At 69.4% G+C, this 19,823-nt stretch carries 16 protein-coding genes; 8 read left to right on the forward strand and 8 right to left on the reverse strand.

Annotated elements, in window-relative coordinates; all coding sequences use genetic code 11:
* Positions 1 to 22: 22 nt before the first annotated feature.
* From ftsZ to recN, 4 genes are all read left to right on the forward strand, one after another.
* Positions 23 to 1,588, forward strand: coding sequence for a cell division protein FtsZ (gene ftsZ / locus D2K64_RS01135; protein ID WP_120005820.1), 1,566 nt, complete (start codon positions 23 to 25; stop codon positions 1,586 to 1,588).
* Between the two features lie 227 nt (positions 1,589 to 1,815).
* Positions 1,816 to 2,763, forward strand: a complete 948-nt coding sequence (gene lpxC / locus D2K64_RS01140) for a UDP-3-O-acyl-N-acetylglucosamine deacetylase (RefSeq protein ID WP_120005822.1) — start codon at positions 1,816 to 1,818, stop codon at positions 2,761 to 2,763.
* Between the two features lie 94 nt (positions 2,764 to 2,857).
* On the forward strand, positions 2,858 to 3,709 hold the full coding sequence (locus D2K64_RS01145; protein WP_120005824.1) for an outer membrane protein assembly factor BamD: 852 nt from the start codon (positions 2,858 to 2,860) through the stop codon (positions 3,707 to 3,709).
* A 22-nt stretch (positions 3,710 to 3,731) separates the two neighbouring features.
* A complete protein-coding gene (gene recN, locus D2K64_RS01150) occupies positions 3,732 to 5,411 on the forward strand; it encodes a DNA repair protein RecN (protein WP_120005827.1) in 1,680 nt (559 codons plus the stop codon).
* Between the two features lie 71 nt (positions 5,412 to 5,482).
* Here recN and D2K64_RS01155 read toward each other — a convergent pair whose 3' ends face one another.
* Positions 5,483 to 6,583, reverse strand: coding sequence for a TRAP transporter substrate-binding protein (locus D2K64_RS01155; RefSeq protein WP_120005829.1), 1,101 nt, complete (start codon positions 6,581 to 6,583; stop codon positions 5,483 to 5,485).
* Between the two features lie 131 nt (positions 6,584 to 6,714).
* On the opposite strand from D2K64_RS01155, the gene ligA reads away from it, so the two are divergent.
* The gene (gene ligA, locus D2K64_RS01160; protein WP_120005831.1) at positions 6,715 to 8,865 is read left to right on the forward strand and encodes an NAD-dependent DNA ligase LigA; all 2,151 of its coding nucleotides are present in this window, start codon (positions 6,715 to 6,717) and stop codon (positions 8,863 to 8,865) included.
* A 31-nt stretch (positions 8,866 to 8,896) separates the two neighbouring features.
* On the opposite strand, the gene D2K64_RS01165 is transcribed toward ligA, so the two are convergent.
* Together D2K64_RS01165 and D2K64_RS01170 are read right to left on the reverse strand one after the other, a co-directional pair.
* Positions 8,897 to 9,655 (reverse strand): lysophospholipase, encoded by a 759-nt coding sequence (locus D2K64_RS01165; protein WP_238383935.1) that lies wholly within the window; start codon positions 9,653 to 9,655, stop codon positions 8,897 to 8,899.
* Positions 9,655 to 11,436, reverse strand: coding sequence for an aminopeptidase P family protein (locus D2K64_RS01170; protein WP_120005835.1), 1,782 nt, complete (start codon positions 11,434 to 11,436; stop codon positions 9,655 to 9,657). Before D2K64_RS01170 ends, D2K64_RS01165 begins: the two co-directional genes overlap by 1 nt.
* 180 nt (positions 11,437 to 11,616) lie before the next feature.
* Here D2K64_RS01170 and D2K64_RS24975 point away from each other — a divergent pair, with 180 nt between their 5' ends.
* Positions 11,617 to 11,955, forward strand: coding sequence for a DUF1127 domain-containing protein (locus D2K64_RS24975; RefSeq protein ID WP_202910404.1), 339 nt, complete (start codon positions 11,617 to 11,619; stop codon positions 11,953 to 11,955).
* Between the two features lie 266 nt (positions 11,956 to 12,221).
* Positions 12,222 to 13,052, forward strand: coding sequence for a hypothetical protein (locus tag D2K64_RS01180; protein ID WP_120005837.1), 831 nt, complete (start codon positions 12,222 to 12,224; stop codon positions 13,050 to 13,052).
* A gap of 116 nt (positions 13,053 to 13,168) precedes the next feature.
* On the opposite strand, the gene D2K64_RS01185 is transcribed toward D2K64_RS01180, so the two are convergent.
* From D2K64_RS01185 to D2K64_RS01200, 4 genes are all read right to left on the reverse strand, one after another.
* A complete protein-coding gene (locus tag D2K64_RS01185; RefSeq protein ID WP_157985678.1) occupies positions 13,169 to 13,942 on the reverse strand; it encodes a response regulator transcription factor in 774 nt (257 codons plus the stop codon).
* A gap of 220 nt (positions 13,943 to 14,162) precedes the next feature.
* Positions 14,163 to 15,062 (reverse strand): 50S ribosomal protein L11 methyltransferase, encoded by a 900-nt coding sequence (locus D2K64_RS01190; protein WP_120005841.1) that lies wholly within the window; start codon positions 15,060 to 15,062, stop codon positions 14,163 to 14,165.
* The gene (locus D2K64_RS01195) at positions 15,059 to 17,266 is read right to left on the reverse strand and encodes an ATP-dependent helicase (RefSeq protein WP_120005843.1); all 2,208 of its coding nucleotides are present in this window, start codon (positions 17,264 to 17,266) and stop codon (positions 15,059 to 15,061) included. The genes D2K64_RS01190 and D2K64_RS01195 overlap by 4 nt, the downstream gene beginning before the upstream one ends.
* Positions 17,263 to 17,778: a pentapeptide repeat-containing protein gene (locus D2K64_RS01200; protein ID WP_120005845.1), complete on the reverse strand. Its 516-nt coding sequence runs from the start codon at positions 17,776 to 17,778 to the stop codon at positions 17,263 to 17,265. The genes D2K64_RS01195 and D2K64_RS01200 overlap by 4 nt, the downstream gene beginning before the upstream one ends.
* 168 nt (positions 17,779 to 17,946) lie before the next feature.
* On the opposite strand from D2K64_RS01200, the gene D2K64_RS01205 reads away from it, so the two are divergent.
* Entirely contained in the window at positions 17,947 to 18,792 is an 846-nt protein-coding gene (locus tag D2K64_RS01205) for a hypothetical protein (protein WP_238383936.1), read from the forward strand.
* A gap of 21 nt (positions 18,793 to 18,813) precedes the next feature.
* Here D2K64_RS01205 and metF read toward each other — a convergent pair whose 3' ends face one another.
* Positions 18,814 to 19,779, reverse strand: coding sequence for a methylenetetrahydrofolate reductase (gene metF / locus D2K64_RS01210; protein ID WP_120005849.1), 966 nt, complete (start codon positions 19,777 to 19,779; stop codon positions 18,814 to 18,816).
* Positions 19,780 to 19,823: the final 44 nt, after the last annotated feature.

Below are 19,823 nucleotides of genomic sequence, written 5' to 3' on the forward strand. Positions count from 1 at the left end.
ACGCCCAAGGAGAATCGCTGGCATGACGCTGAACCTGACCATTCCACGCCAGCAGCACACGGATTTCAGTCCGCGCATCACCGTTGTCGGTGTTGGCGGCGCCGGTTGCAACGCGGTCAACAACATGATCGCCATGGGCCTCGACGGCGTCGAGTTCCTGGTCGCCAACACCGATGCGCAGGCACTGGTCAACAGCCGCGCGGAACGCCGCGTGCAGCTCGGGCCGCACCTGACGCAGGGCCTCGGCGCCGGTGCCAAGCCGGAGATCGGTCGCGCGGCGGCGGAAGAGGCGACGGAAGATCTGGCGCGTCATCTCGAAGGCATGCACATGGTGTTCATCACCGCCGGCATGGGCGGTGGCACGGGCACCGGCGCGGCCCCGGTGATCGCGCGCATGGCGCGCGAACGCGGCATCCTGACGGTTGGCGTTGTGACCCGGCCCTTCGACTTTGAAGGCATGAAGCGTCGCCGCTCGGCGGAAGCGGGCATCGAGGATCTGCAGACCTACGTCGACACGCTGATCGTGATCCCGAACCAGAACCTGTTCCGGAAAGCGAACGAGCGCACCACCTTCGCCGAAGCCTTCAAGATGGCGGACGACGTGCTCTACATGGGCGTGCGCGGCGTGACCGACTTGATGGTCAATCCCGGCCTGGTGAATCTCGACTTCGCTGATATCCGCACCGTGATGGCGGAGATGGGCAAGGCGATGATGGGCACCGGCGAGTCCGAGGGCGAGGACCGCGCGGTGGAAGCCGCCGAGGCTGCCATCAGCAATCCGCTGCTGGAAGATACCTCGATGCTCGGCGCGCGCGGCGTGCTGATCAACATCACCGGCGGCTACGACATGACGCTGTTCGAGGTCGACCAGGCCGTGAACCGCATCGGCCGCGAAGTCGATCAGGATTGCAACATCATCTTCGGCTCCTCGATCGACGAGGAAATGAACGGCCGGCTGCGCGTGTCGGTGGTCGCGACTGGCATAGACGCTGTTCAGGAGGAGAGCGTCTCGGAGCGGCCGAAGCTGGTCGCAATGGGTGGCGGTGCGCCGGTGCAGGCCGTGGCGACCCAGGCCATTCCGACGCATCAGGGCCCGCGCAGCGTGGTCGGTGCGCCGGTGGCGCCGCGGCCGGTGATGCCGCAGCCGGCCTCGCCGGTGCGCGTGGGCGGCCATCCGGCTCAGGCCGGCGCGCCGCGCCGTCCGGCAGGCATGGCCGGCGCTCCGGCACCCGCGACCTTCGAGGCGGCTCCGCCTCAGCTGCCCCAGGGCCTGTCGCCGGAGGCACCCTCGCCCGAGGACGTTCCCGCGACCCTTGGTGGCGCGGCTGACCCCGCGCGCCCCGTGCAGGCGGCCCGTCCGATGGCGCCGTCCCCGGTGTCTGCTCCTCCGGTCGGCGGTGGATTCAACCTGTTCCGTAAGGCCACCGGGCTGATGCGCCGCAACCTGGGTGCCGAAGCGGAAGCGCCGTCGGCGATGCCCCGCCAGTCCGTGCAGCAGCCTGCAGCCGCGCCACGCCCGGCGCAGCAGCAGCCGGCCGAGGAGATGGGTCTCGACATCCCAACGTTCCTCCGCCGGCAGAACAACTGACCGCCGGCGTTCGATTCCGCGCCGTGACGAGGCCCCGCACCGAAAATGTGCGGGGCCTTTTTGCATTGCAACATCTATTTACTTGCAGGGACTTACAGGTCGATCTTCCGAGGTAATAATCGGAAATAAGCGTTGACTGGCCCTGGCATCGCTGCGGTGCCATCTAGAACTTCGAACGACGGGCCGCGTTTTCGGCCATGGGACTGAGAGCGCAGCCAGGTAGGATGATGGACGGTTTTATCGCCACGGGAACGGAACGACGCAGGACGCTGAAGGCAGCCATCGGCTGCGTGGGCGTTGGCCTGCATTCCGGCCGACGCGCGAGCCTGACCCTGCGACCTGCTCCGGTCGGCCACGGCATCGTGTTCCGCCGCACCGATCTCGGGGTCGACATCCCGGCCCGCTACGACCTGGTATTCGACACTCGGCTGTGCACCGCCATCGCATTGCCCGATCGGCCGCATGCCCGTCTCGGCACGATCGAGCACGTCATGGCGGCATTGTCCGCCTGCGGCATCGATGACCTGCTGATCGAGGTGGACGGGCCCGAAGTTCCGATCCTGGACGGTTCGGCCGCGCCGTTTCTGTTCCTGATCGATTGCGCCGGCATCGCCACCACTGCCATGCCGCGCAACAGCATCGAGGTTCTGAAGACGGTGCGCGTTCAGGACGGCGAGGGCGACAAGGCGGTCTGGGCTGCGCTGCATCCGATTGCCACCCCGGGCTTCGAGGCGCAGCTGGAGATCGACTTCCCCTCCTCCGCCATTGGCCGGCAAGCTTTGTCGCTCCGCGTCACCGAAGCCTCCTTCCGCGGCGCCCTGGCCGATTCGCGCACCTTCACCCTGGCGGAGGATGTGGCCCGGCTGCGGGCTGCCGGGCTGGCGCTGGGCGGCAGCCTGAGCAACGCCGTGGTGGTGGACGGGCCGCTGGTTCTGAACCCCGGCGGCCTTCGGCATCCGGATGAATGCGTGCGCCACAAGATGCTGGACGTCGTGGGCGATCTTGCCTTGTTGGGTGCGCCGTTGCTGGCACGCTTCGAGGGGCGCCGGTCCGGTCATGCCATCAACAACCGTCTGGCCCGTGCCCTGATGGCCGATGCCAGTGCCTGGCGCTGGCGCGAGGCGGGCCTGGCCGAGTCCGCCATGATCCGGCATGGCGAGGCCGTCGCGGCCTGATCATTCCGGTCCTGGCCCGCCTGCCTGCAGGCCGGCCGCCCGCATTCCGCCGCCCCTTCGTCTCGGCGGAATGCCATGGTATAGAGCGGCCGCCATGCGTCTTACCCCTCGGACCTTCCGCTTCCCGCTCCTCCTGGCCCTGCCCCTGCTGGCCGGCGCCTGTTCCCAGTGGGATGGCCGGCAATCCAGCCTGAACCCGAGCGGATCCGCGGCCGCGGTGACGCCGGACTCTCTGTATGCCGCGGGCATCGATTCCATGCGGCAGGGCGAGTATCAGGAGGCCATCGGGTATTTCGACGGCATCGAGCGCGAGCACCCTTATTCCACCTGGGCCACCAATGCGCGGCTGATGGCGGCGTATTCCGACTACATGCGCAACCGCTACACCGAGGCGATCGGCGCGCTGGACCGCTTCATCCAGCTGCATCCGGCGCATCGCGACATCGCCTATGCCTATTACCTGCGCTCGCTCTGCTATTATGAGCAGATTGTCGATGCCGAGCGCGACCAGCGCGGCACCGAGATCGCGTTGAACCAGTTGCAGGAAGTGATCAACCGGTTTCCCGACACGCCTTATGCCCGCGACGCGCGGCTGAAGATGGACCTCGCGCGCGATCACCTGGCGGGGCGCGAGATGAACATCGGGCGCTTCTATCAGAGCCGCGGGCTCTACACCGCGGCGATCGGCCGCTTCCGCCGCGTGGTGGACGAGTTCCAGACCACCAACCACGTGCCTGAGGCGCTGCACCGCCTGACCGAGATCTACCTGGCGCTCGGCCTCACCGACGAGGCGCGCAAATCCGCCAGCGTGCTGGGCTACAACTATCCGGGCAGTTCCTGGTACCAGGATTCCTACGCGCTGCTCGCCGATCGCGGCATCGAGACGGATGGACCCGCCGCCAGCCGCCCCGGCTTCTTTGCCCGCGCCTGGAATTCCGTCTTCTGAGCACCGGGCCGGCTGCCCTGCCATGCTGACCTCGCTCGCCATCCGCGACGTCGTGCTGATCGAGCGGCTGGATCTGGCACTGGGCCAGGGCCTCACGGTGCTGACCGGCGAAACCGGTGCCGGCAAGTCCATCCTGCTCGACAGCCTGGGCCTCGCCCTTGGCCAGCGGGCCGAGGCGGGCATGGTCCGGGCCGGACAATCCCAGGCATCGGTCACCGCCTGCTTCCATCTCGCCCCCGACCATCCGGCGCAGGCGCTGCTCACCGAGCAGGGAATCGACCCCGAGGAGGATCTGGTGCTGCGCCGCGTGGTGCAGGCCGATGGCCGGTCCCGCGCCTTCGTCAATGCCGAGCCGGTCGGGGTCGGATTGCTGCGCCGCCTCGGCGCGCTGCTGGTCGAGGTGCAGGGGCAGCATGATCAGGTCGGCTTGGCCGACCCTGCCACCCATGCCGGCCTGCTGGACGCCTTCGGCGCGCTGGAGGCGCGGCGCAACACCGTGGCCGATGCGTTTCGCGACTGGCGCGGCGCCGAGCGCACCCTGAAGGCGGCGCAGGAGGCCATCGCCCAGGCGCAGCGCGACGAGGAATGGCTGCGCCATGCGGTGGAGGAGCTCAGCCTGCTCGCGCCCGAGGAAGGCGAGGAAGATGCGTTGTCCGCCGAGCGGCAGGCGATGCAGCAGGGCGAGCGCCGGGCCGAGGCGGTGGCCTCCGCCTTGTCCGAGTTGCAGCCGCGCGACCGCCGCGGCTCCACCGGGCCCGCCGCGGCCCTGCGCAACGCCGCCCGCGCCCTGGAACGCCTGCCGGCCCCCAACGAGGAAGCGTCCCCGATCCTGGCGGCGCTGGGTCAGGCGCAGGACGCGCTGGCGGAGGCCGAAGGAATGCTGGAGCGGCTGGGCGCCGACCTCGGCCCCGATCCGCGACGGCTGGAGCAGGTGGAGGAACGCCTGTTCGCCCTGCGGGCCGCGGCCCGCAAGCACGCGGTGGCGGTGGTGGAACTGCCGGCATTGCTGCGCGACTTGTCAGGGCGTCTGGCGGCGCTGGATGCCGGTGCCGAACGCGCCGCCGCGCTGGAAGCCGCTGCGGCGGCGGCCCGGGCTGCCTATGCGCAGGCGGCCGGCGCGTTGACGGCCGCCCGCCAGGAAGCCGCCGGACGGCTGGAACAGGCCGTGGCGCAGGAACTGGCACCGCTGAAGCTGGATCGTGCCCGGCTCCACATCGAGATCGCCGCGCGCGAGGAGCGCGCCTGGGCCGCGGATGGCCAGGACCGCGTCACCTTCCTGGTATCCACCAACCCCGGCCAAAAGCCGGGGCAGCTCGACAAGGTCGCTTCGGGCGGCGAGCTGTCTCGCCTGATGCTCGCCCTGAAGGTGGTGCTGGCCCGCGGCTCCCCAGTGCCGACCCTGGTGTTCGACGAGGTGGACAGCGGCGTCGGCGGCGCTACCGCCGCCGCGGTGGGCGAGCGACTGGCCAAGGTCGCGGAGCGGCTACAGGTGCTGGTGGTGACGCACAGCCCGCAGGTGGCGGCACGCGGCACGCAGCATTGGCGCGTCGCCAAGGGCGTCCGCGCCGACCGTGCCGAGACCAGGGTGGAACCGCTGGACCCGGCCGCGCGGCGCGAGGAGCTGGCGCGGATGCTGGCCGGCGAGACGGTGACCGAGGCCGCCCGGGCCGCCGCGGATTCCCTGCTGCGCGGCGCCGCCTGAGCGGCCATCCCTCATCTGCGACGATGGAGGCCGTGACCATGGATGCCGTGCGGGGGCCTGCCCCGCCAGCGTCAGCGCCGCGCTGACAGCTGCGCGGCGTAGCTGTCGAAGGACAACTCGGAGATGCGGTGCCAGAGCCGCATCTCGTCCCGCCCCTTGCTCCAGCTCGCATGGATGGCGGCGAAATCCGGGTTGCGGGCAACGATTTCCTTTTCCAACCCTTCCCAGGCGCGGGCGCAGGCATCGAGCATGTCACGCGAGAACGGGCGCAGCTTGGCGCCCTGCGCCACCAGCCGGCGCAGCGCCTCGGGGTGATGCGTGTCGTAGCGCGCCACCATCCATCTGGTGGCCTCGGTGCAGGCGGCACGGATCGCCGCCTGATAGGGCTTAGGCAGGCTGTTGTACTGGTCGAGGTTGCAGAAGAACTGGGTGTTGGCGGCACCCTCCCACCAGGCGGGGTAGTAGTAGAAGGGCGCCACGCGCACGAAGCCCAGCTTCTCGTCATCCACCGGGCCGAGCCATTCCACGGCGTCGATCGTCCCGCGCTCCAGCGCCGGGTAGATGTCACCGCCGGCCAGCTGCTGCGGCACGCCACCCATGCGCTCCAGCACCGTGCCGGCCAGGCCGCCGATGCGCATCTTCAGCCCCTTGAGGTCGGCGGGCGTCGGCACCTCCTTGCGGAACCAGCCGCCCATCTGGGCGCCGGTGGAGCCGAGCGGCAGGCCGAACACGTTGAACTTGGCGAAGAAGGCGTTCAGCAGCTCGATCCCGCCGCCCTGGTACAGCCAGGCTTCCTGTTGCCGGGTGTTCAGGCCGAAGGGCAGGCCGGTGGCGATGGCGAAAGCCTCGTTCTTGCCGGTGTAGAAGAAGCTCGTGGTGTGCGCGCACTCGATGGTTCCGGCCTGCACCGCGTCCAGCGCCTGCAAGGGCGGAGTGACCTCGCCGGCGCCGAAGACGCGGATCTGGAACTGGTTGTCGGTCAGCTCCGCCACCGCCCGGGCAAACACCTCTCCCGTGCCATAGATGGTTTCGAGCGATTTCGGGTAGGAGGAGGTCATGCGCCAGCGCAGGGCGGGCTGGCCCTGGGCAATGGCCGGGGCGGCGAGGCCGCCGGTGGCGGCGGTGCCAGCGGCGGCGAGGCTGGCATGGCGAAACAGGGCGCGACGACGCATGGCATTTCCCGCTGTTCTGTTCTTGCGTGGGAAGGCGCAGGAAGCACAACAAGGCGATCTTGAACAGGGTCGCCCGCCTCCGAATATTGCTTGGCTTCCCAGCGGCCGCCTCACGCGTTAGCAAAAACGCCATGACCACCGCGCCGCGCGACATTCCCGTCGATCAGCTGACCGAGGCCCAGGCGGCCGAGGACCTTGCCGCCCTGGCCGAGGCCATCGGCAACGCCGACATCGCCTATCACCAGAACGACGCGCCGATCATGACAGACGCGGAGTATGACGCGCTGCGGCGGCGCAACACCGCCATCGAGGCACGCTTCCCGGCGATGAAGCGCGGCGACAGCCCGTCCGATGCGCCACCGGGGGCCGAGCCCGCGGCGGGCTTCGCCAAGTCACGCCATTTCACGCCGATGCTGAGCCTGGACAATGCCTTCGCCCCGGACGACTTCACCGAGTTCAGCAAAAGCATCCGCCGCTTCCTGAAGCTTCCCGAGGACGAGGTGCTGCGCTTCGTGGCGGAGCCGAAGATCGACGGCCTCTCGGTCAACCTGTTGTACGAGGATGGCCGCTTTGTCCGAGGCGCCACGCGGGGTGACGGAACCGAGGGGGAAGACATCACCCGCAACCTCCAGACGCTGGACGAGGTGCCGCGCCAGCTGCAGGCTCCCTTTCCGTCCAGCATCGAGATCCGCGGCGAGGTCTTCATGACCAAGGCCGATTTCCTCACCTTCCGCGACGAGCAGCAGCGGCTGCACGAGGAGCGCGAGGCGCGGCGTGAGCGCGGCGAGAAGGTGGGCGAGGCGATCCGCATCCCCGCCAATCCGCGCAACGCCGCCGCCGGCTCGCTGCGCCAGCTCGACCCCGCCATCACGGCGAGGCGGCCGCTGAAGCTGTTCGCCTATGCCCAGGGCGTGTCATCGGCGCCGGTGGCGGAGACGCATTCGGAGTATCTGAAGACGCTGGAAGGCTGGGGCTTCCAGGTAAACCCGCTGTCCCGCCTGTTGCCGGACGAGCACGCGGCCGAGGCCTTCCAGGCGGAGATGGCCGCGCAGCGCGCCGGCCTCGCCTATGACATCGATGGCGTTGTGTACAAGCTGGACCGGCTAGACTGGCAATCGCGCCTCGGCTTCGTCGGCCGGGCGCCGCGCTGGGCGATCGCCTGGAAGTTCCCGGCCGAGCAGGCCATGACGGTGCTGCAGGAGATCCAAATCCAGGTCGGCCGCACCGGGGCGCTGACGCCGCGCGCCGTGATGCAGCCGGTGAATGTCGGCGGCGTCATGGTGCAGCACGCGACGCTGCACAACGAGGACGAGGTCGCGCGCAAGGATGTGCGGATCGGCGACACGGTGATCCTGCAGCGCGCCGGGGACGTGATCCCGCAGATCATCGGCGTCGTTGCCGAGAAGCGCCCGGCCAATAGCCGCGCCTTCGAGTTCCCGACACGCTGCCCCGCCTGCGGCAGCCATGCCGTCCGGCCGGACGGCGAGGTGGTGCGGCGCTGCACCGGCGGGCTGATCTGCCCGGCCCAGACGGTGGAGCGGCTGAAGCATTTCGTCGGCCGCAACGCCCTCGATATCGAGGGCCTTGGCGAGGAAAACATTGTCGCCCTGCACGAGGCCGGGCTGGTGAAGAGCCCGGCCGACATCTTCCGCCTGAAGGACCATGCCGGCACGATCCGGCAGTGGGAAGGCTGGGGCAAGGGCGCCAAATCCTCCAAGAAGCTGGACAACCTGCTGGCGGCGATCGAGGACCGGCGCAACCCGCCGCTGGAGCGCTTCATCTTCGCCCTCGGCATTCGCCGCATCGGCGCGCAGAACGCCAAGCTGCTGGCCCGCCACTACCACAGCTTTGCCCATTGGCGGGCGAGGATGCTGGCGGCCACCACCCTGGGCTCCGAGGCACGGGAAGAACTGGGTTCCATCCAGGGCATCGGCCCGGCCATCGCGGCGGAACTGGCCGAGTTCTTCGCCGAGGCCCGCAACCGGGAAGCGCTGGACGATCTCGCCGCCCTCGCCCCGCCGCAGGATGCCGAAGCGGTGGGCGGCAGCGACAGCCCCTTCGCCGGCAAGGTGGTGGTGTTCACCGGCACGCTGGAGCAAAGCTCCCGCGACGAGGCCGAGGCCGTGGCCGACCGCCTCGGGGCCAAGGTCACCAAGAGCGTCTCGAAGAAGACGGATTTCGTGATCGTCGGCGCCGATGCCGGCTCCAAGGCGAAGAAGGCCGCGGAACTCGGCCTGCGCACCCTGAGCGAGGCGGAATGGCGCGAGATGGCGGGGCTCTGAGCGCCGCGCCGGCCCGGATCACCGTCCCGGCTCAGATCATCTCCAGCGCCTCGCGCAGCACCCCGACTGGATCGCGTCCTTCCCCGGAAGATACCAGGGCCCGATGGCTGGCATTCAGCACGAGGTGCCGGGCGCCCGGCAGCAGGGCGGATTCCACCGGCACCAGCCCGTCATTCGGGCCGCCACCGCGGCGCTCCACCCAGTACACCAAGGGCAGGTAGCGCCGGTCTGGGCCGCGGGCCGTGGCGCGGTCCAGCCGGCCGGCCAGGCAAAGCACGGGCAGGCTTCGCGTGAGCGCGGCGATCGCCTCCGCGTTCTGGCACATCCAATTGGCCCGGGAAGGGGTGGTCAGGTCCGCCAGCCCGTCCCCCTCACCCACCCGCAGCGTATGGGCCAGCCAGCGCGCCACGCCGTGGAGGCCCGGCGTGCCCATCAATGCGTCCGCCACGGGGGAACCGAAAAAGGGCGACTGGATGGCAATGAACCCGGCACAGCGCTCCGCCACGCCAGGCAGCAGCAGCGCCGCCAGGGATTCCAGCCCACCCTTGCTGTGCGCCACCAACAGGCAGGGTTCCGGCTCGGACAGGATGGCCTCGGCGATGCGCCGGGCATTCGCCGCCACGGGAGCGGAGGTCGGCACCGTCACCACCTCCGCCCGCGCGCCCTCGGTCTGCAGCCAGGCCAGCTGCGCCCCCATGTAGTCCATGCCGAAGGGGCGTAGCCGGTTCAGCGCCTCCCCCAGCAGGCCATAGGCCATCAGAATGCGCCGGCCCCGCAGTCGGGCGGGCATCAGAGCGGCGCGCAAGCCTGCTCCAGCCACGCCCTCACCGGCGCCTCCAGTTCCGGCCCGACCTCGGCCAGCACGCGCGCCTGGTAGGCATCGATCCAGGCGCGCTCACCCGGCGTCAGCAGGGCCGTGGCGATCAGCCGGCGGTCATAAGGCGCCAGGGTCAACGTCTCGAACTCCAGGAAGGGCCGCAGCTGGGCCGGCTGCGGCGCCGCCTCCCGCGCCAGCAGCAGGTTCTCGATGCGGATGCCGTAGGCGCCGGGCAGATAGAAGCCGGGCTCGTCCGACAGGATCATGCCGGACTGCACCGGGATTGTCCGGGCAGCCCGGCTGATGCTGACCGGCCCCTCATGCACCGACAGGAAGCTGCCGATGCCGTGGCCGGTGCCGTGGTCGTAATCCAGCCCGGCCTGCCACAGCGGCGCCCGCGCCACCGCGTCGATATGCGGCCCGGCGACACCTTGCGGGAAGCGCAGCGTGGCCAGCGCGACATGGCCGCGCAGCACGCGGGTGTAGCGCTCCACCAGATCCGGCGGCGGGTCGCCGGGACCGGTCCACAGGGTGCGGGTGACATCCGTGGTGCCATCGGTGAATTGTGCGCCGCTGTCGATCAAGTAGCTTTCGTTGGGGTGGATGGGCCGGTTGCTGGTGGCGGTGGCCCGGTAATGCACGATCGCGCCGTTCTCGCCGGCGCCGGAGATGGCGGGAAAGCTTTCGCCGCGGAACAACGGCAGTTCACGACGGAAGGCGAGCAGGCGTTCGGCGGCGCTGATCTCGCTCTCGCCACCGCCGGGCGCGTGCTCGGCGAACCAATGCAGGAAGCGGATCAGCGCCTGAGCGTCGCGTCGCTGCGCGGCGCGCGCGCCCTGCTGCTCCACCGGGTTCTTGCAGGCGCGCGGCAGGCGGCACGGGTCCTCGCCAGGCCGCAGCGTAGCGCCGGCCTCCCGCAAGGTGGTGGCGAACCAGATCGGCGTGGTGTCGAGGTCGATCCGCACCGCCTGCCCCGCCAGGCCGGCCAGGATGGCGGGCAGCGCCGCCGGCGGATGCACCGCCACCGCGTTGCCGAGGTGCTCCAGCATCCGCTCGTCCAGCCGGGACGGCTCCATGAACAGGTCCACCGTGGCATCGGAGCGGAGCAGCGCGAAGCCGAGGGCCAGCGGTGTGTGGTCGAGATCGCCGCCGCGGATGTTCAGCAGCCACGCCACCGAATGGGGATCGGACAAAATGGCGCTGTCCTCGCCCGCCTTCTGCAGCATCGCCGCCAACTCGGCACGCTTCCCGGCGGCATCGCGGCCGGCGTAATCCAGCGGCTGCGGCACGGCCGGGCTGCGGGGCGGCGGCGGCCGGTCGCGCCATACCGCGTCCAGGGGGTTCACGGCCAGCGGCACCAGCACCGCGCCGGAGGCGGCCAGCCGGTCGATCTGCGCCTGCGGGTGCAGCCAGGGGTCATAGCCGATGCGGCGCCCGGCCGCGTGCTCGGCCAGCCAGTCCTGCGGCGGCTGTTCGGTGATGTGGCGACGTTCCCAGAGCGCGGGATCGGTCTGCGCCGCCACCTGGGAGGTGTAGCGGCCATCGGTGAACACCGCGGCCCGGTCGGCCAGCAGAATGGCCATGCCGGCACTGCCGGTGAAGCCGCTGATCCAGGCCAGCCTTTCGCCACTGGGTGGAACATATTCCCCAAGATATTCATCGCTGCGCGGAACCAGGAAGCCTTCCACCGCCATGGTGGCGAGTTCAGCCCTCAGGGCGGCAAGGCGCTCGGCGTATGTCACTTCCGTTAGCATCCCGTTAAGAACATGTTTCCGTGGGTTTCAATGCGTGTGGCGCATGGCTCAACTTCAATGGCTGCGCTCCTGTTGGCAAGCCGAAAGGACTACATCCTGGCCACAGCCACGGGGCGGGCGGTTGACGGCAGGAGCCGATCCCGCAGACCGCACCGCGGCATCATCGGAACGCTAGAAACAATGAACGCCCGTGTCACCAAGCCGGAATTCGACTGCGCAATCGCCAGCAGCATGATGTCCCTGGCCCCGGCCCAGGTCGTGCAGCTTGAGGCGGCGCGCAACCGGGACGAGGCGATGGGCCGGTGGCTGCGCAACGCGTTGACCACCGTGCTGCGGGCCGTGGTGGATTACCCCCGGCGCCGCCGTGTCTATGACGAGCTGTCGATGCTGTCCGACCGGGAGCTGGCTGATATCGGCCTGACCCGCGGCGACATCCCGCACGTTTTCGAGACCGGCGCCGCTGCCCAGGATAACCGGGCGGTGGACGCGCCTGCCGGCGCCCGCCGACTCGCTGCCTGATTTGTCAGCTCGGTTGAAACCCGGCGCGATGCGCCGGGTTTAAGGACCTGCATACCAACGGAAACGGCGTTCTTTCTCCCCCCTACTATACTTCCTCCCCGCGCCGTTTTCGCTCTTGCGCCCGCCTCTCCCCCAGAGGCGGGCGTTTTTTTGTCCCGCAGCGGCAAGATGATCTTTTTTCTGACTTTTTATGACGTTTTTGTTAAGGTCTTCAGTACCTGTGGTGCCCTTCTGGAGCCCCGCCCCCCGAGGTCTGGAGATCAGCCATGCCGTGCCTGTCTGCCGAAAGGCTTTTCCGCGCACATTGCTGGCTGATTGCCGCAGCCACCCTGGCGCATGTGCTTTCGCGCATCGCCTTCGGATGGCTCGGCCGCGAAAGCAGCATCACCAAGGCATTGAGCTTCGCCGAGGAAAGCTCGGTTCCGACTGTGCTGTCCGTAGCCGGGCTCCTGGCCGCCGCCGGGGCCGCTGGCCTGATCATGGCGGCAGCGCGGGAGCAGCGGGATCCGCTGTGGCGGAGTTGGGCCTTCGTGCTGGGCTGCTTGCTGTTCCTGTCCCTGGATGAGGGCGCCGCGCTGCACGACCGCCTGACCTTTCCGATCCAGGGATTGCTGGATCTGGACGGCATCTTCTACATCGGCTGGGTGCTGCCATACTTGGCGCTGGTGGTGCTGTGCGCCGTGCTGCTGGTGCCCCTGGCGCTGCAACTGCCCCGTCGCACCCTGCTGCGCCTCACCTTGGCAGGGGCCTTGTTCGTCAGCTGCGCCATGGGCCTGGAGATGGCGGAGTCGGTCTTGATCCAGCAGGGCGCCGGTGAAGGCGTGGCATTGCGCGACGCCGACTTGGCCACCCTGACCAAGACGCCGCTGATGACCGTGCTGATCACGCTGGAAGAAATGGGCGAGATGCTGGCGGTTGCGCTGGCGCTGCGAGCCCTGCTGCTGCACCTGGTGCTGGACCGCGGCATTACGGCGATGTCGCTGACCGCGGCCGTTCGCACCCCGGTTCAGGCACGGTCCGGCCTCGGCCGCGCAACAACATCGCCCGTGGGAGCGGCGCGCCTGGGTTCCCTCTCGTCCAAGGGATGGCGGCATTAGCCGATCGGCGCGCTGGCGGCGCCATGGTCACCGCGCCCTCCCGGCAGCCACGTGGAATGCCGGCGCCCTGCTACCCCCGGCGCACCAGCCGCAGCGGCACCGCGTGGGTGAGCGGATCAGGCCGCCGCCATCATCCCACCGGCGACAGGCTGCATGTGCGCACGGCGCTGGCGCGGCGTTCCTTCCTGGTGGCGCTGCCGGGCCAGCGCCATGTCGGCCTTGCTCGGCTCCTGCAGCACGAAGCCGCTACCCCACACGGTGCGGATGATCTCGGGCGCGCCGGCGATCGAGAGCTTGCGCCGTAGCTTGCAGATGAACACGTCCAGGATGCGGACATTCGGTCCCTCGTTCAGCCCATAGGACCGGCTGAGGAACTGCTCCTTGGTCAGCACCACGCCCCGGTGCAGCATCAGCGTTTCCAGCACGTCGAACTCGCGCGCCGTGACCGGCACGCGCCGACTGTCGACGGTGACGTCGCGCTGGCCCTGGTCGAGCACCACATTGCCGCAGCTCAGCGTCGCCGTGGCATGACCCAGGCCACGCCGGCGGATCGCCTGCAGGCGCGCCACCAGCGACTTGGTGTTCAGCGGGCCGGCCAACACGTCATCGGCGCCGAGGTGGAAGGCCATCTGCTCATCCTCCGCCTGCATGCGCGCGGCGACCACCACCACGGCCATGTGCAGCCGGCGGCGGCGGATGTCGCGCAGAGCGCCGAAGCAGTCGGCGATGCCGGAAGCGTGCAGGATCACCGCGTCATACGGGCCGTTGAACTGAACCACCTCGCCAGCATCGGCCAGGGGAAATCCGGTGTCGCAGCCATGGCCCAGCTGCTCAAGCTGCTGGTGCAGACCCACTCGTTGTTCAGATTGCGACACGACAAGGATGCGCATGGCTCTACCTGGCGGTTTTCGCGGTGAACGTCGGAGGCTGACAGCCAGCCTTGTCCTCACGAATTCGTGGGTACAGATCCGAGGACCACTTATCAAGCAAAGGTTGTATTCTGAATCGTTAAATAAATTCTGGATTGGCAAATTAATGAACGGGAACGTCGCGTTCCCGGCCCTTGCAGCCTGTCCTTCCGGACTGCACCCGTGGCAGGGGGCGCCGGCCTCAGCCGCGGCGGCGCAGCACCAGCGCCGACCAAGCGCCCTGGTCGATCCGCCGCTCCAGCACCAGCCCGGCGCGGCGATGGGCGGCCAGCACCATGCGGACCTGGGTGCCCAGCAGCCCGGCCAGGATGGCGGTGCCTCCCGGCGCCAGATGATCGCCCAGATCCTTCGCCATGGCGCAGAGCGGACGCGCCAGAATATTGGCGAACACCAAGTCATAGCGCCCGGCATGCACCGCCGGACTGCGCCAGCCATCCGCCAGCCTGGCCCGGATCTGGTTGCGCAAACCGTTCAGCTTGGCGTTCTCGGCCGTGATGCGGACGCTCCAGGGCTCGATGTCGGTGGCGAGCACTCGGCGATGCAGCCGCTTGGCCGCCGCCATGGCCAGGATGCCGGAGCCGGTGCCGATGTCGAGGATGCGGCGCGGCCGGCGATGCGCCATGCGCTCGAAGCCGATCAGGCAGCCGCGGGTCGAGCCGTGCTCGCCCGAGCCGAAGGCGATGCCGGCATCCAGCAGCAGCACGGTGCGGCCATAGGTTACCGGGTTCGGAAGGTGCGTCGGGCGAATCAGCACGCGGGCGCCGATCTCCTGCTCAGGGAAGGCCTGCACGGTGCGCGCCAGCCAGCCCTCGGCCTCCACCGGCTCGCGCAGCAGCTCCGGCGGCTCGATGCCGGATAGCGCGGCGGCCAGCACCAGGGCGGGCAGCAGTTCCTCGTCGCCGGCATTGGTCTCGCGCACCGCTTCCAACCGCCAGGTGTCGGTCGGGTCGTCCTTGAAATAGCCGACGCTGGGGCAGACGGTCTGGAACGCCGCCTCAAAGGCGGGCACGGCATGCTCGGGCAGGCCGTCGATGGACAGGGTTTCAAGCGTCGGGGGATGGCGGCGGTTCAACGGGGTCAGGCCTTTTCCACAAAGGTGTCGAGCACGCGCTTGCGACCGGCCTTGTCGAACTCGACATCCAGCTTGTTGTCGTCGACGGCGACCACGCGGCCGTAGCCGAATTTCTGGTGGAACACCCGCGCGCCCTGCGGCAGCGCGGCAGCCCGGGCCGGGCGCTCGTTCACTTCCCAGGACCCCGCCTCGATGATGCGCGGCTTGCGCGCCACCAGCGGGAACTGGCCGTTGCCGAAGGCGGAGGGCTGGTTCAGCAGGCGCTGCCGCTCGGCGCCGGCGCCGCCCTCCACCACCACCTGATCGGGCGGCAGTTCGTCGAGGAAGCGGCTGGGAATCTGGCTGGTCCAGTTGGCGTAGATGCGGCGATTGGCGGCGTGGCTGATCACGCAGCGCTTGCGGGCACGGGTGATGCCGACATAGGCGAGGCGCCGCTCCTCCTCCAGGCCCTTCTCGCCACCCTCATCCAGGGCGCGCTGATGGGGAAACAGCCCCTCCTCCCAGCCGGGCAGGAATACGCTGTCGAATTCCAGCCCCTTGGCGGCATGGAGCGTCATTAGCGACACGCGCTCACCCTCGGCGTTCTCGTCATTCTCCATCACCAGCGCGACGTGCTCGAGGAAGCCGGCTAGCGTCTCGAACTCGCCGAGCGCCCGCACCAGCTCCTTGAGGTTATCGAGCCGCCCCGGCGCCTCGGGCGACTTGTCCTGCTTCCACATCTCGGTGTAGCCGCTCTCGTCCAGCAGCGTGGCGGCCACCACCACATGGCCGTCCTTGGGCAGCATCTCGCGCCAGCGGGCAAAGGCTTCCAGCAGCTCGCGCAGCGCCGCGCGGGGCTTGGGGCGCAGCGCGCCCGTCTCGATCAGCCGCCAGGCCGCCACCAGCAGCGGCCGCTGCTCGGCCCGGGCCACGTCGTGCATGGCGCGAATGGCGGTGTCGCCCAGGCCGCGCTTCGGCGTGTTGACGATGCGCTCGAAGGCCAGGTCATCGGCGGGCTGGTTCAGCACCCGCAGATAGGCCATGGCGTCGCGGATCTCGGCGCGCTCGTAGAATTTCTGGCCGCCCACCACCCGATAGGGGATGCCCAGCGTGATCATCCGCTCCTCGAAGGCGCGGGTCTGGAAGCCGGCGCGCACCAGGATGGCCGTTTCGGACAGGTTGTCGCCCGATCGCCGCGCCGCCTCGATGCGGGAGCCCACCATGCGGGCCTCCTCCTCGGAATCCCACAGCGACACCACGCGCACCTTGTCGCCCTTGGCGTCGTTGCGCCCGGGGCGCAGCGTCTTGCCGAGGCGGCCGCTGTTCTTGGCGATCAGCCCGGAGGCGGCGGCCAGGATCGGCGCCGTGGAGCGATAGTTGGACTCCAGGCGCACGATGGTGGCGCCGGGAAAATCCTTCTCGAAGCGCAGGATGTTCTCGATCTCGGCGCCGCGCCAGGAATAGATCGACTGGTCGTCATCGCCGACGCAGCAGATGTTGCGCTCGGCCTGATTGGGCCGCTGCGCCAGCAGCCGCAGCCAGAGGTACTGGACGGTGTTGGTGTCCTGGTACTCGTCCACCAGGATGTAGCGGAAGCTGCGGTGGTAATTGGCCAGCACGTCCTGGTGGGTGCGCAGGATCTCCGTCATGTGCAGCATCAGGTCGCCGAAATCGGTGGCGTTGAGCTGCTTCAGCCGCTCCTGGTACTCGGCGTAGAGCGCGCGGGCGCGGTTGCCGGCGAAATCCGAATCCTCGGCCGCCGTGATGCGCGCCGGCGTCAGGCCGCGATCCTTCCAGCGCTGGATGATCGCCATCAGCCCTTGCGGAGGCCAGCGCTTCATGTCGACGCCGGCCGCGTCCATCACCTGCTTCAGCAGGCGCATCTGGTCGTCCGTGTCGAGGATCGAGAAATTGCTGGTCAGACCCACCAGATCGGCGTGCCGCCGCAGCATCCGGGCACAAAGCGCGTGGAAGGTGCCGAGCCACAACCCCTCGGCCGGCTGGCCCAGGATGGCGGCGACCCGCTCGCGCATCTCGCGCGCCGCCTTGTTGGTGAAGGTGACGGCCAGCACCTGATTCGGAAAGGCGCGACGGGTCATCAGGATGTGGGCGAAGCGGGTGGTCAGCACCCGCGTCTTGCCGGTTCCGGCGCCGGCCAGCACCAGCAGCGGCCCGTCCACCGTTTCCACGGCGGCACGCTGCTCGGGGTTCAGGCGGGTGAGGTATTCGGTCATTGGCAGGTTCCCACCGATCCGGCGGCGCAGAGCTTTTCCCCGTCCACCCACCGGGCGCCATCCAGCGTGGCGGTGGACAGGTCGGCACCGCTGATCATGGCCCCGGTCAGGTCGGCTTCCGTCAGGTCGGCCCGGAACAATCGGGCGCCGCGAAGGTCGGCACGCACCAGCTTGGCGCCGACCAGCCGCGCCCGGGTGAATTCGGCCCCGCGCAGAACGGCCCCGGTCAGGTCGGCGCCCTGCAGATCGGCCGAGGTGAAGCGGGCGTTCGCGGCATCGGCCCCGTTCAGCCGGACGCCCTTCAGCTGTCCGCGGGCGAAGCTGGTGTCGCGCAGTGTGGAGCCGGACAGGTCAGCCCCGGACAGATCCTGCCCATCCTGGATGCAACGCCGCCAGTTCACCCCTGGGGCAGCGGCATCGCTGCAGCTGGCATGCGCCGGCAGCACCGGCAGCAGCAGGGACAGGAACAGGGCGAGGCGAAGAGGCAGGATTGGCGCGAGCACCCCCGGCATATAGAACGGGATGCGAACGCGGCCAACCTCCGGCCGTCATGACCCGGAGGAGCGGCCGCCATCCTTGCCTCGCTGACCCGTGCCCTGGAGTGGTGCGCCCGTCGCGGCAGCACGCTGCTGGCGCTCGGCATCCTGCTCGGTCTGGCCCTGCCGCCGCTGGCCGGTGCCATGCGGCTGGCCCTGACGCCCTCGGTCTTCCTGTTGATGCTGCTGGTGCTGCTGCGGGTCGATCCGGCGCAGGCACTCTCCTATCTGCGGCGGCCGCTGCTGGTGGCGGCGCTCTGCGTCTGGGTGCTGCTGGCCTGCCCGCTGGCGTTCTTCGGCCTCGCCTGGAGCGCCGGCCTGACCGCAGGAGCGGCGGCACCCTTCGGCGCAGCGCTGGTGATCATGGCGACGGGCTGCGCCGCCACCTCGTCCCCCGCCTTTGCCCGGCTGGTCGGGCTGGATGGCGAATTGTCGCTGGTGGTGGCGTTGCTGACCACTCTGCTCGTGCCCTTTACGGCCCCGCCACTGGCGCTGGGATTGCTGGGCGTAGACCTATCGATCTCGATTGGCGGCCTGACGGGGCGGCTGGCGCTGCTGGTAGGCCTGCCGTTGCTGCTGTCGCTGGCGATCCGCCGCTGGGCCGGGCCGGCGCGGCTGGTCCGGGCCGGCGGTGCGGTGGACGGCGCCGTGGTGCTGCTGGTGGTGATCTACGGCTTCGGCGTCATGGATGGCGTGCTGGCGCGGCTGCTGGCGGAGCCGGCGCTGGTGCTGGGCGGCACCGTTCTGGCGTTCGCCGGCAGCCTCGGCCTCAACCTGATGACAACGCTGGCCTTCCGGCCCGCAGGAGTCCGCCCCGCCCTGTCGGCCGGGTTGCTGTCCGGCAACCGAAACATGGCGTTGTATCTTGCGGTGCTGCCGGCAGCCACCGACCCGCGCATCCTGCTGTTCTTCGCCCTGTGCCAGTTCCCGCTGTTCTTCAGCCCGTTCCTGCTGAAGCCGCTGTACCACCGGCTGCTGCGCCCGGCCTGAGCCGGGCGCGGCGCCGCAGGATCAGGCCGCGGCTGGCTGGCGCGGCCTGGCGCCCAGGATGTGTGCAATGGCGTAGGTAAGGTCAGCGCGGTTCAGGGTGTAGAAGTGGAACTCGTCCACGCCATTGGCGCGCAACAGCCGCACCTGCTCGGCGGCGAGCGAGGCGGCCACCATGCGGCGCGTCTCGGGATCATCGTCCAGCCCTTCGAACAGCTTGCCCATCCAGGCCGGCACGCTGGCGCCGCACATGGCCGAGAACTTGGCCACCTGCTTGAAGTTCGACACCGGCAGGATGCCCGGCACGATCGGCACCGTGATGCCGGCGGCCAGCGCGCGGTCGAGGAAGCGCAGAAACACGTCGGTGTCGAAGAAGTACTGGGTGATGGCACGGGTCGCGCCGGCATCGATCTTGCGCTTCAGGTTGTCGATATCGTGCGAGTCGGATTGCGCCGTGGGGTGGATCTCCGGATAGGCGGCCACCGAGATCTCGAAATCCGCCACCCGCTTCAGCCCCGCCACCAGATCCGCGGCATAGGCATAGCCCTCGGGATGCGGGACGTAGCTGGCCTCCCCCGCCGGAGCGTCACCGCGAAGCGCCACGATGTGGCGCACCCCGGCATCCCAGTAGGCGCGGGCCACGTCATCCACTTCGCCACGGCTGGCGCCGACGCAGGTGAGGTGCGCCGCCGGCGTCAGCGAGGTTTCGCGCACCAGCCGCGCCACCATGGCATGCGTGCGCTCCTGCGTGGTGCCGCCCGCGCCATAGGTGACGGACACGAAACGCGGCGCCAAAGGTTCCAGGCGGCGGACGCAGGCCCAGAGCTGCTGTTCCAGCGCATCGGTCCGTGGCGGAAAGAACTCGAACGACAGCGCGGGCGGCGCCATCTCGGTGGGCAGGCCGGCCACGCGCGGGGCCGTCAGCCAGCGCTGCAGGGTACCTTCGGAGGCGGCCGCGGGCGCCGCGGCATGGTCGGCGATCTGGTTCATGCGTGGTGCATACCGCAGCCCCGCAGGAAATTGAACTGTTCGGC

Source organism: Teichococcus vastitatis (assembly GCF_003604215.1).
Lineage (GTDB): Bacteria > Pseudomonadota > Alphaproteobacteria > Acetobacterales > Acetobacteraceae > Pseudoroseomonas > Pseudoroseomonas vastitatis.

What these genes read in the sequence shown, in the direction of transcription:
- D2K64_RS01185 (WP_157985678.1), bottom strand. Translation starts at nt 13,942, where the DNA reads ATGCGCATCCTTGTCGTGTCGCAATCTGAACAACGAGTGGGTCTGCAC.
- D2K64_RS24975 (WP_202910404.1), top strand. Translation starts at nt 11,617, where the DNA reads ATGAACGCCCGTGTCACCAAGCCGGAATTCGACTGCGCAATCGCCAGC.
- metF (WP_120005849.1), bottom strand. Translation starts at nt 19,779, where the DNA reads ATGAACCAGATCGCCGACCATGCCGCGGCGCCCGCGGCCGCCTCCGAA.
- D2K64_RS01145 (WP_120005824.1), top strand. Translation starts at nt 2,858, where the DNA reads ATGCGTCTTACCCCTCGGACCTTCCGCTTCCCGCTCCTCCTGGCCCTG.
- D2K64_RS01170 (WP_120005835.1), bottom strand. Translation starts at nt 11,436, where the DNA reads ATGCTAACGGAAGTGACATACGCCGAGCGCCTTGCCGCCCTGAGGGCT.
- lpxC (WP_120005822.1), top strand. Translation starts at nt 1,816, where the DNA reads ATGGACGGTTTTATCGCCACGGGAACGGAACGACGCAGGACGCTGAAG.
- D2K64_RS01155 (WP_120005829.1), bottom strand. Translation starts at nt 6,583, where the DNA reads ATGCGTCGTCGCGCCCTGTTTCGCCATGCCAGCCTCGCCGCCGCTGGC.
- D2K64_RS01165 (WP_238383935.1), bottom strand. Translation starts at nt 9,655, where the DNA reads ATGCCCGCCCGACTGCGGGGCCGGCGCATTCTGATGGCCTATGGCCTG.
- recN (WP_120005827.1), top strand. Translation starts at nt 3,732, where the DNA reads ATGCTGACCTCGCTCGCCATCCGCGACGTCGTGCTGATCGAGCGGCTG.
- D2K64_RS01180 (WP_120005837.1), top strand. Translation starts at nt 12,222, where the DNA reads ATGCCGTGCCTGTCTGCCGAAAGGCTTTTCCGCGCACATTGCTGGCTG.
- ligA (WP_120005831.1), top strand. Translation starts at nt 6,715, where the DNA reads ATGACCACCGCGCCGCGCGACATTCCCGTCGATCAGCTGACCGAGGCC.
- ftsZ (WP_120005820.1), top strand. Translation starts at nt 23, where the DNA reads ATGACGCTGAACCTGACCATTCCACGCCAGCAGCACACGGATTTCAGT.
- D2K64_RS01195 (WP_120005843.1), bottom strand. Translation starts at nt 17,266, where the DNA reads ATGACCGAATACCTCACCCGCCTGAACCCCGAGCAGCGTGCCGCCGTG.
- D2K64_RS01205 (WP_238383936.1), top strand. Translation starts at nt 17,947, where the DNA reads ATGCGGCTGGCCCTGACGCCCTCGGTCTTCCTGTTGATGCTGCTGGTG.
- D2K64_RS01200 (WP_120005845.1), bottom strand. Translation starts at nt 17,778, where the DNA reads ATGCCGGGGGTGCTCGCGCCAATCCTGCCTCTTCGCCTCGCCCTGTTC.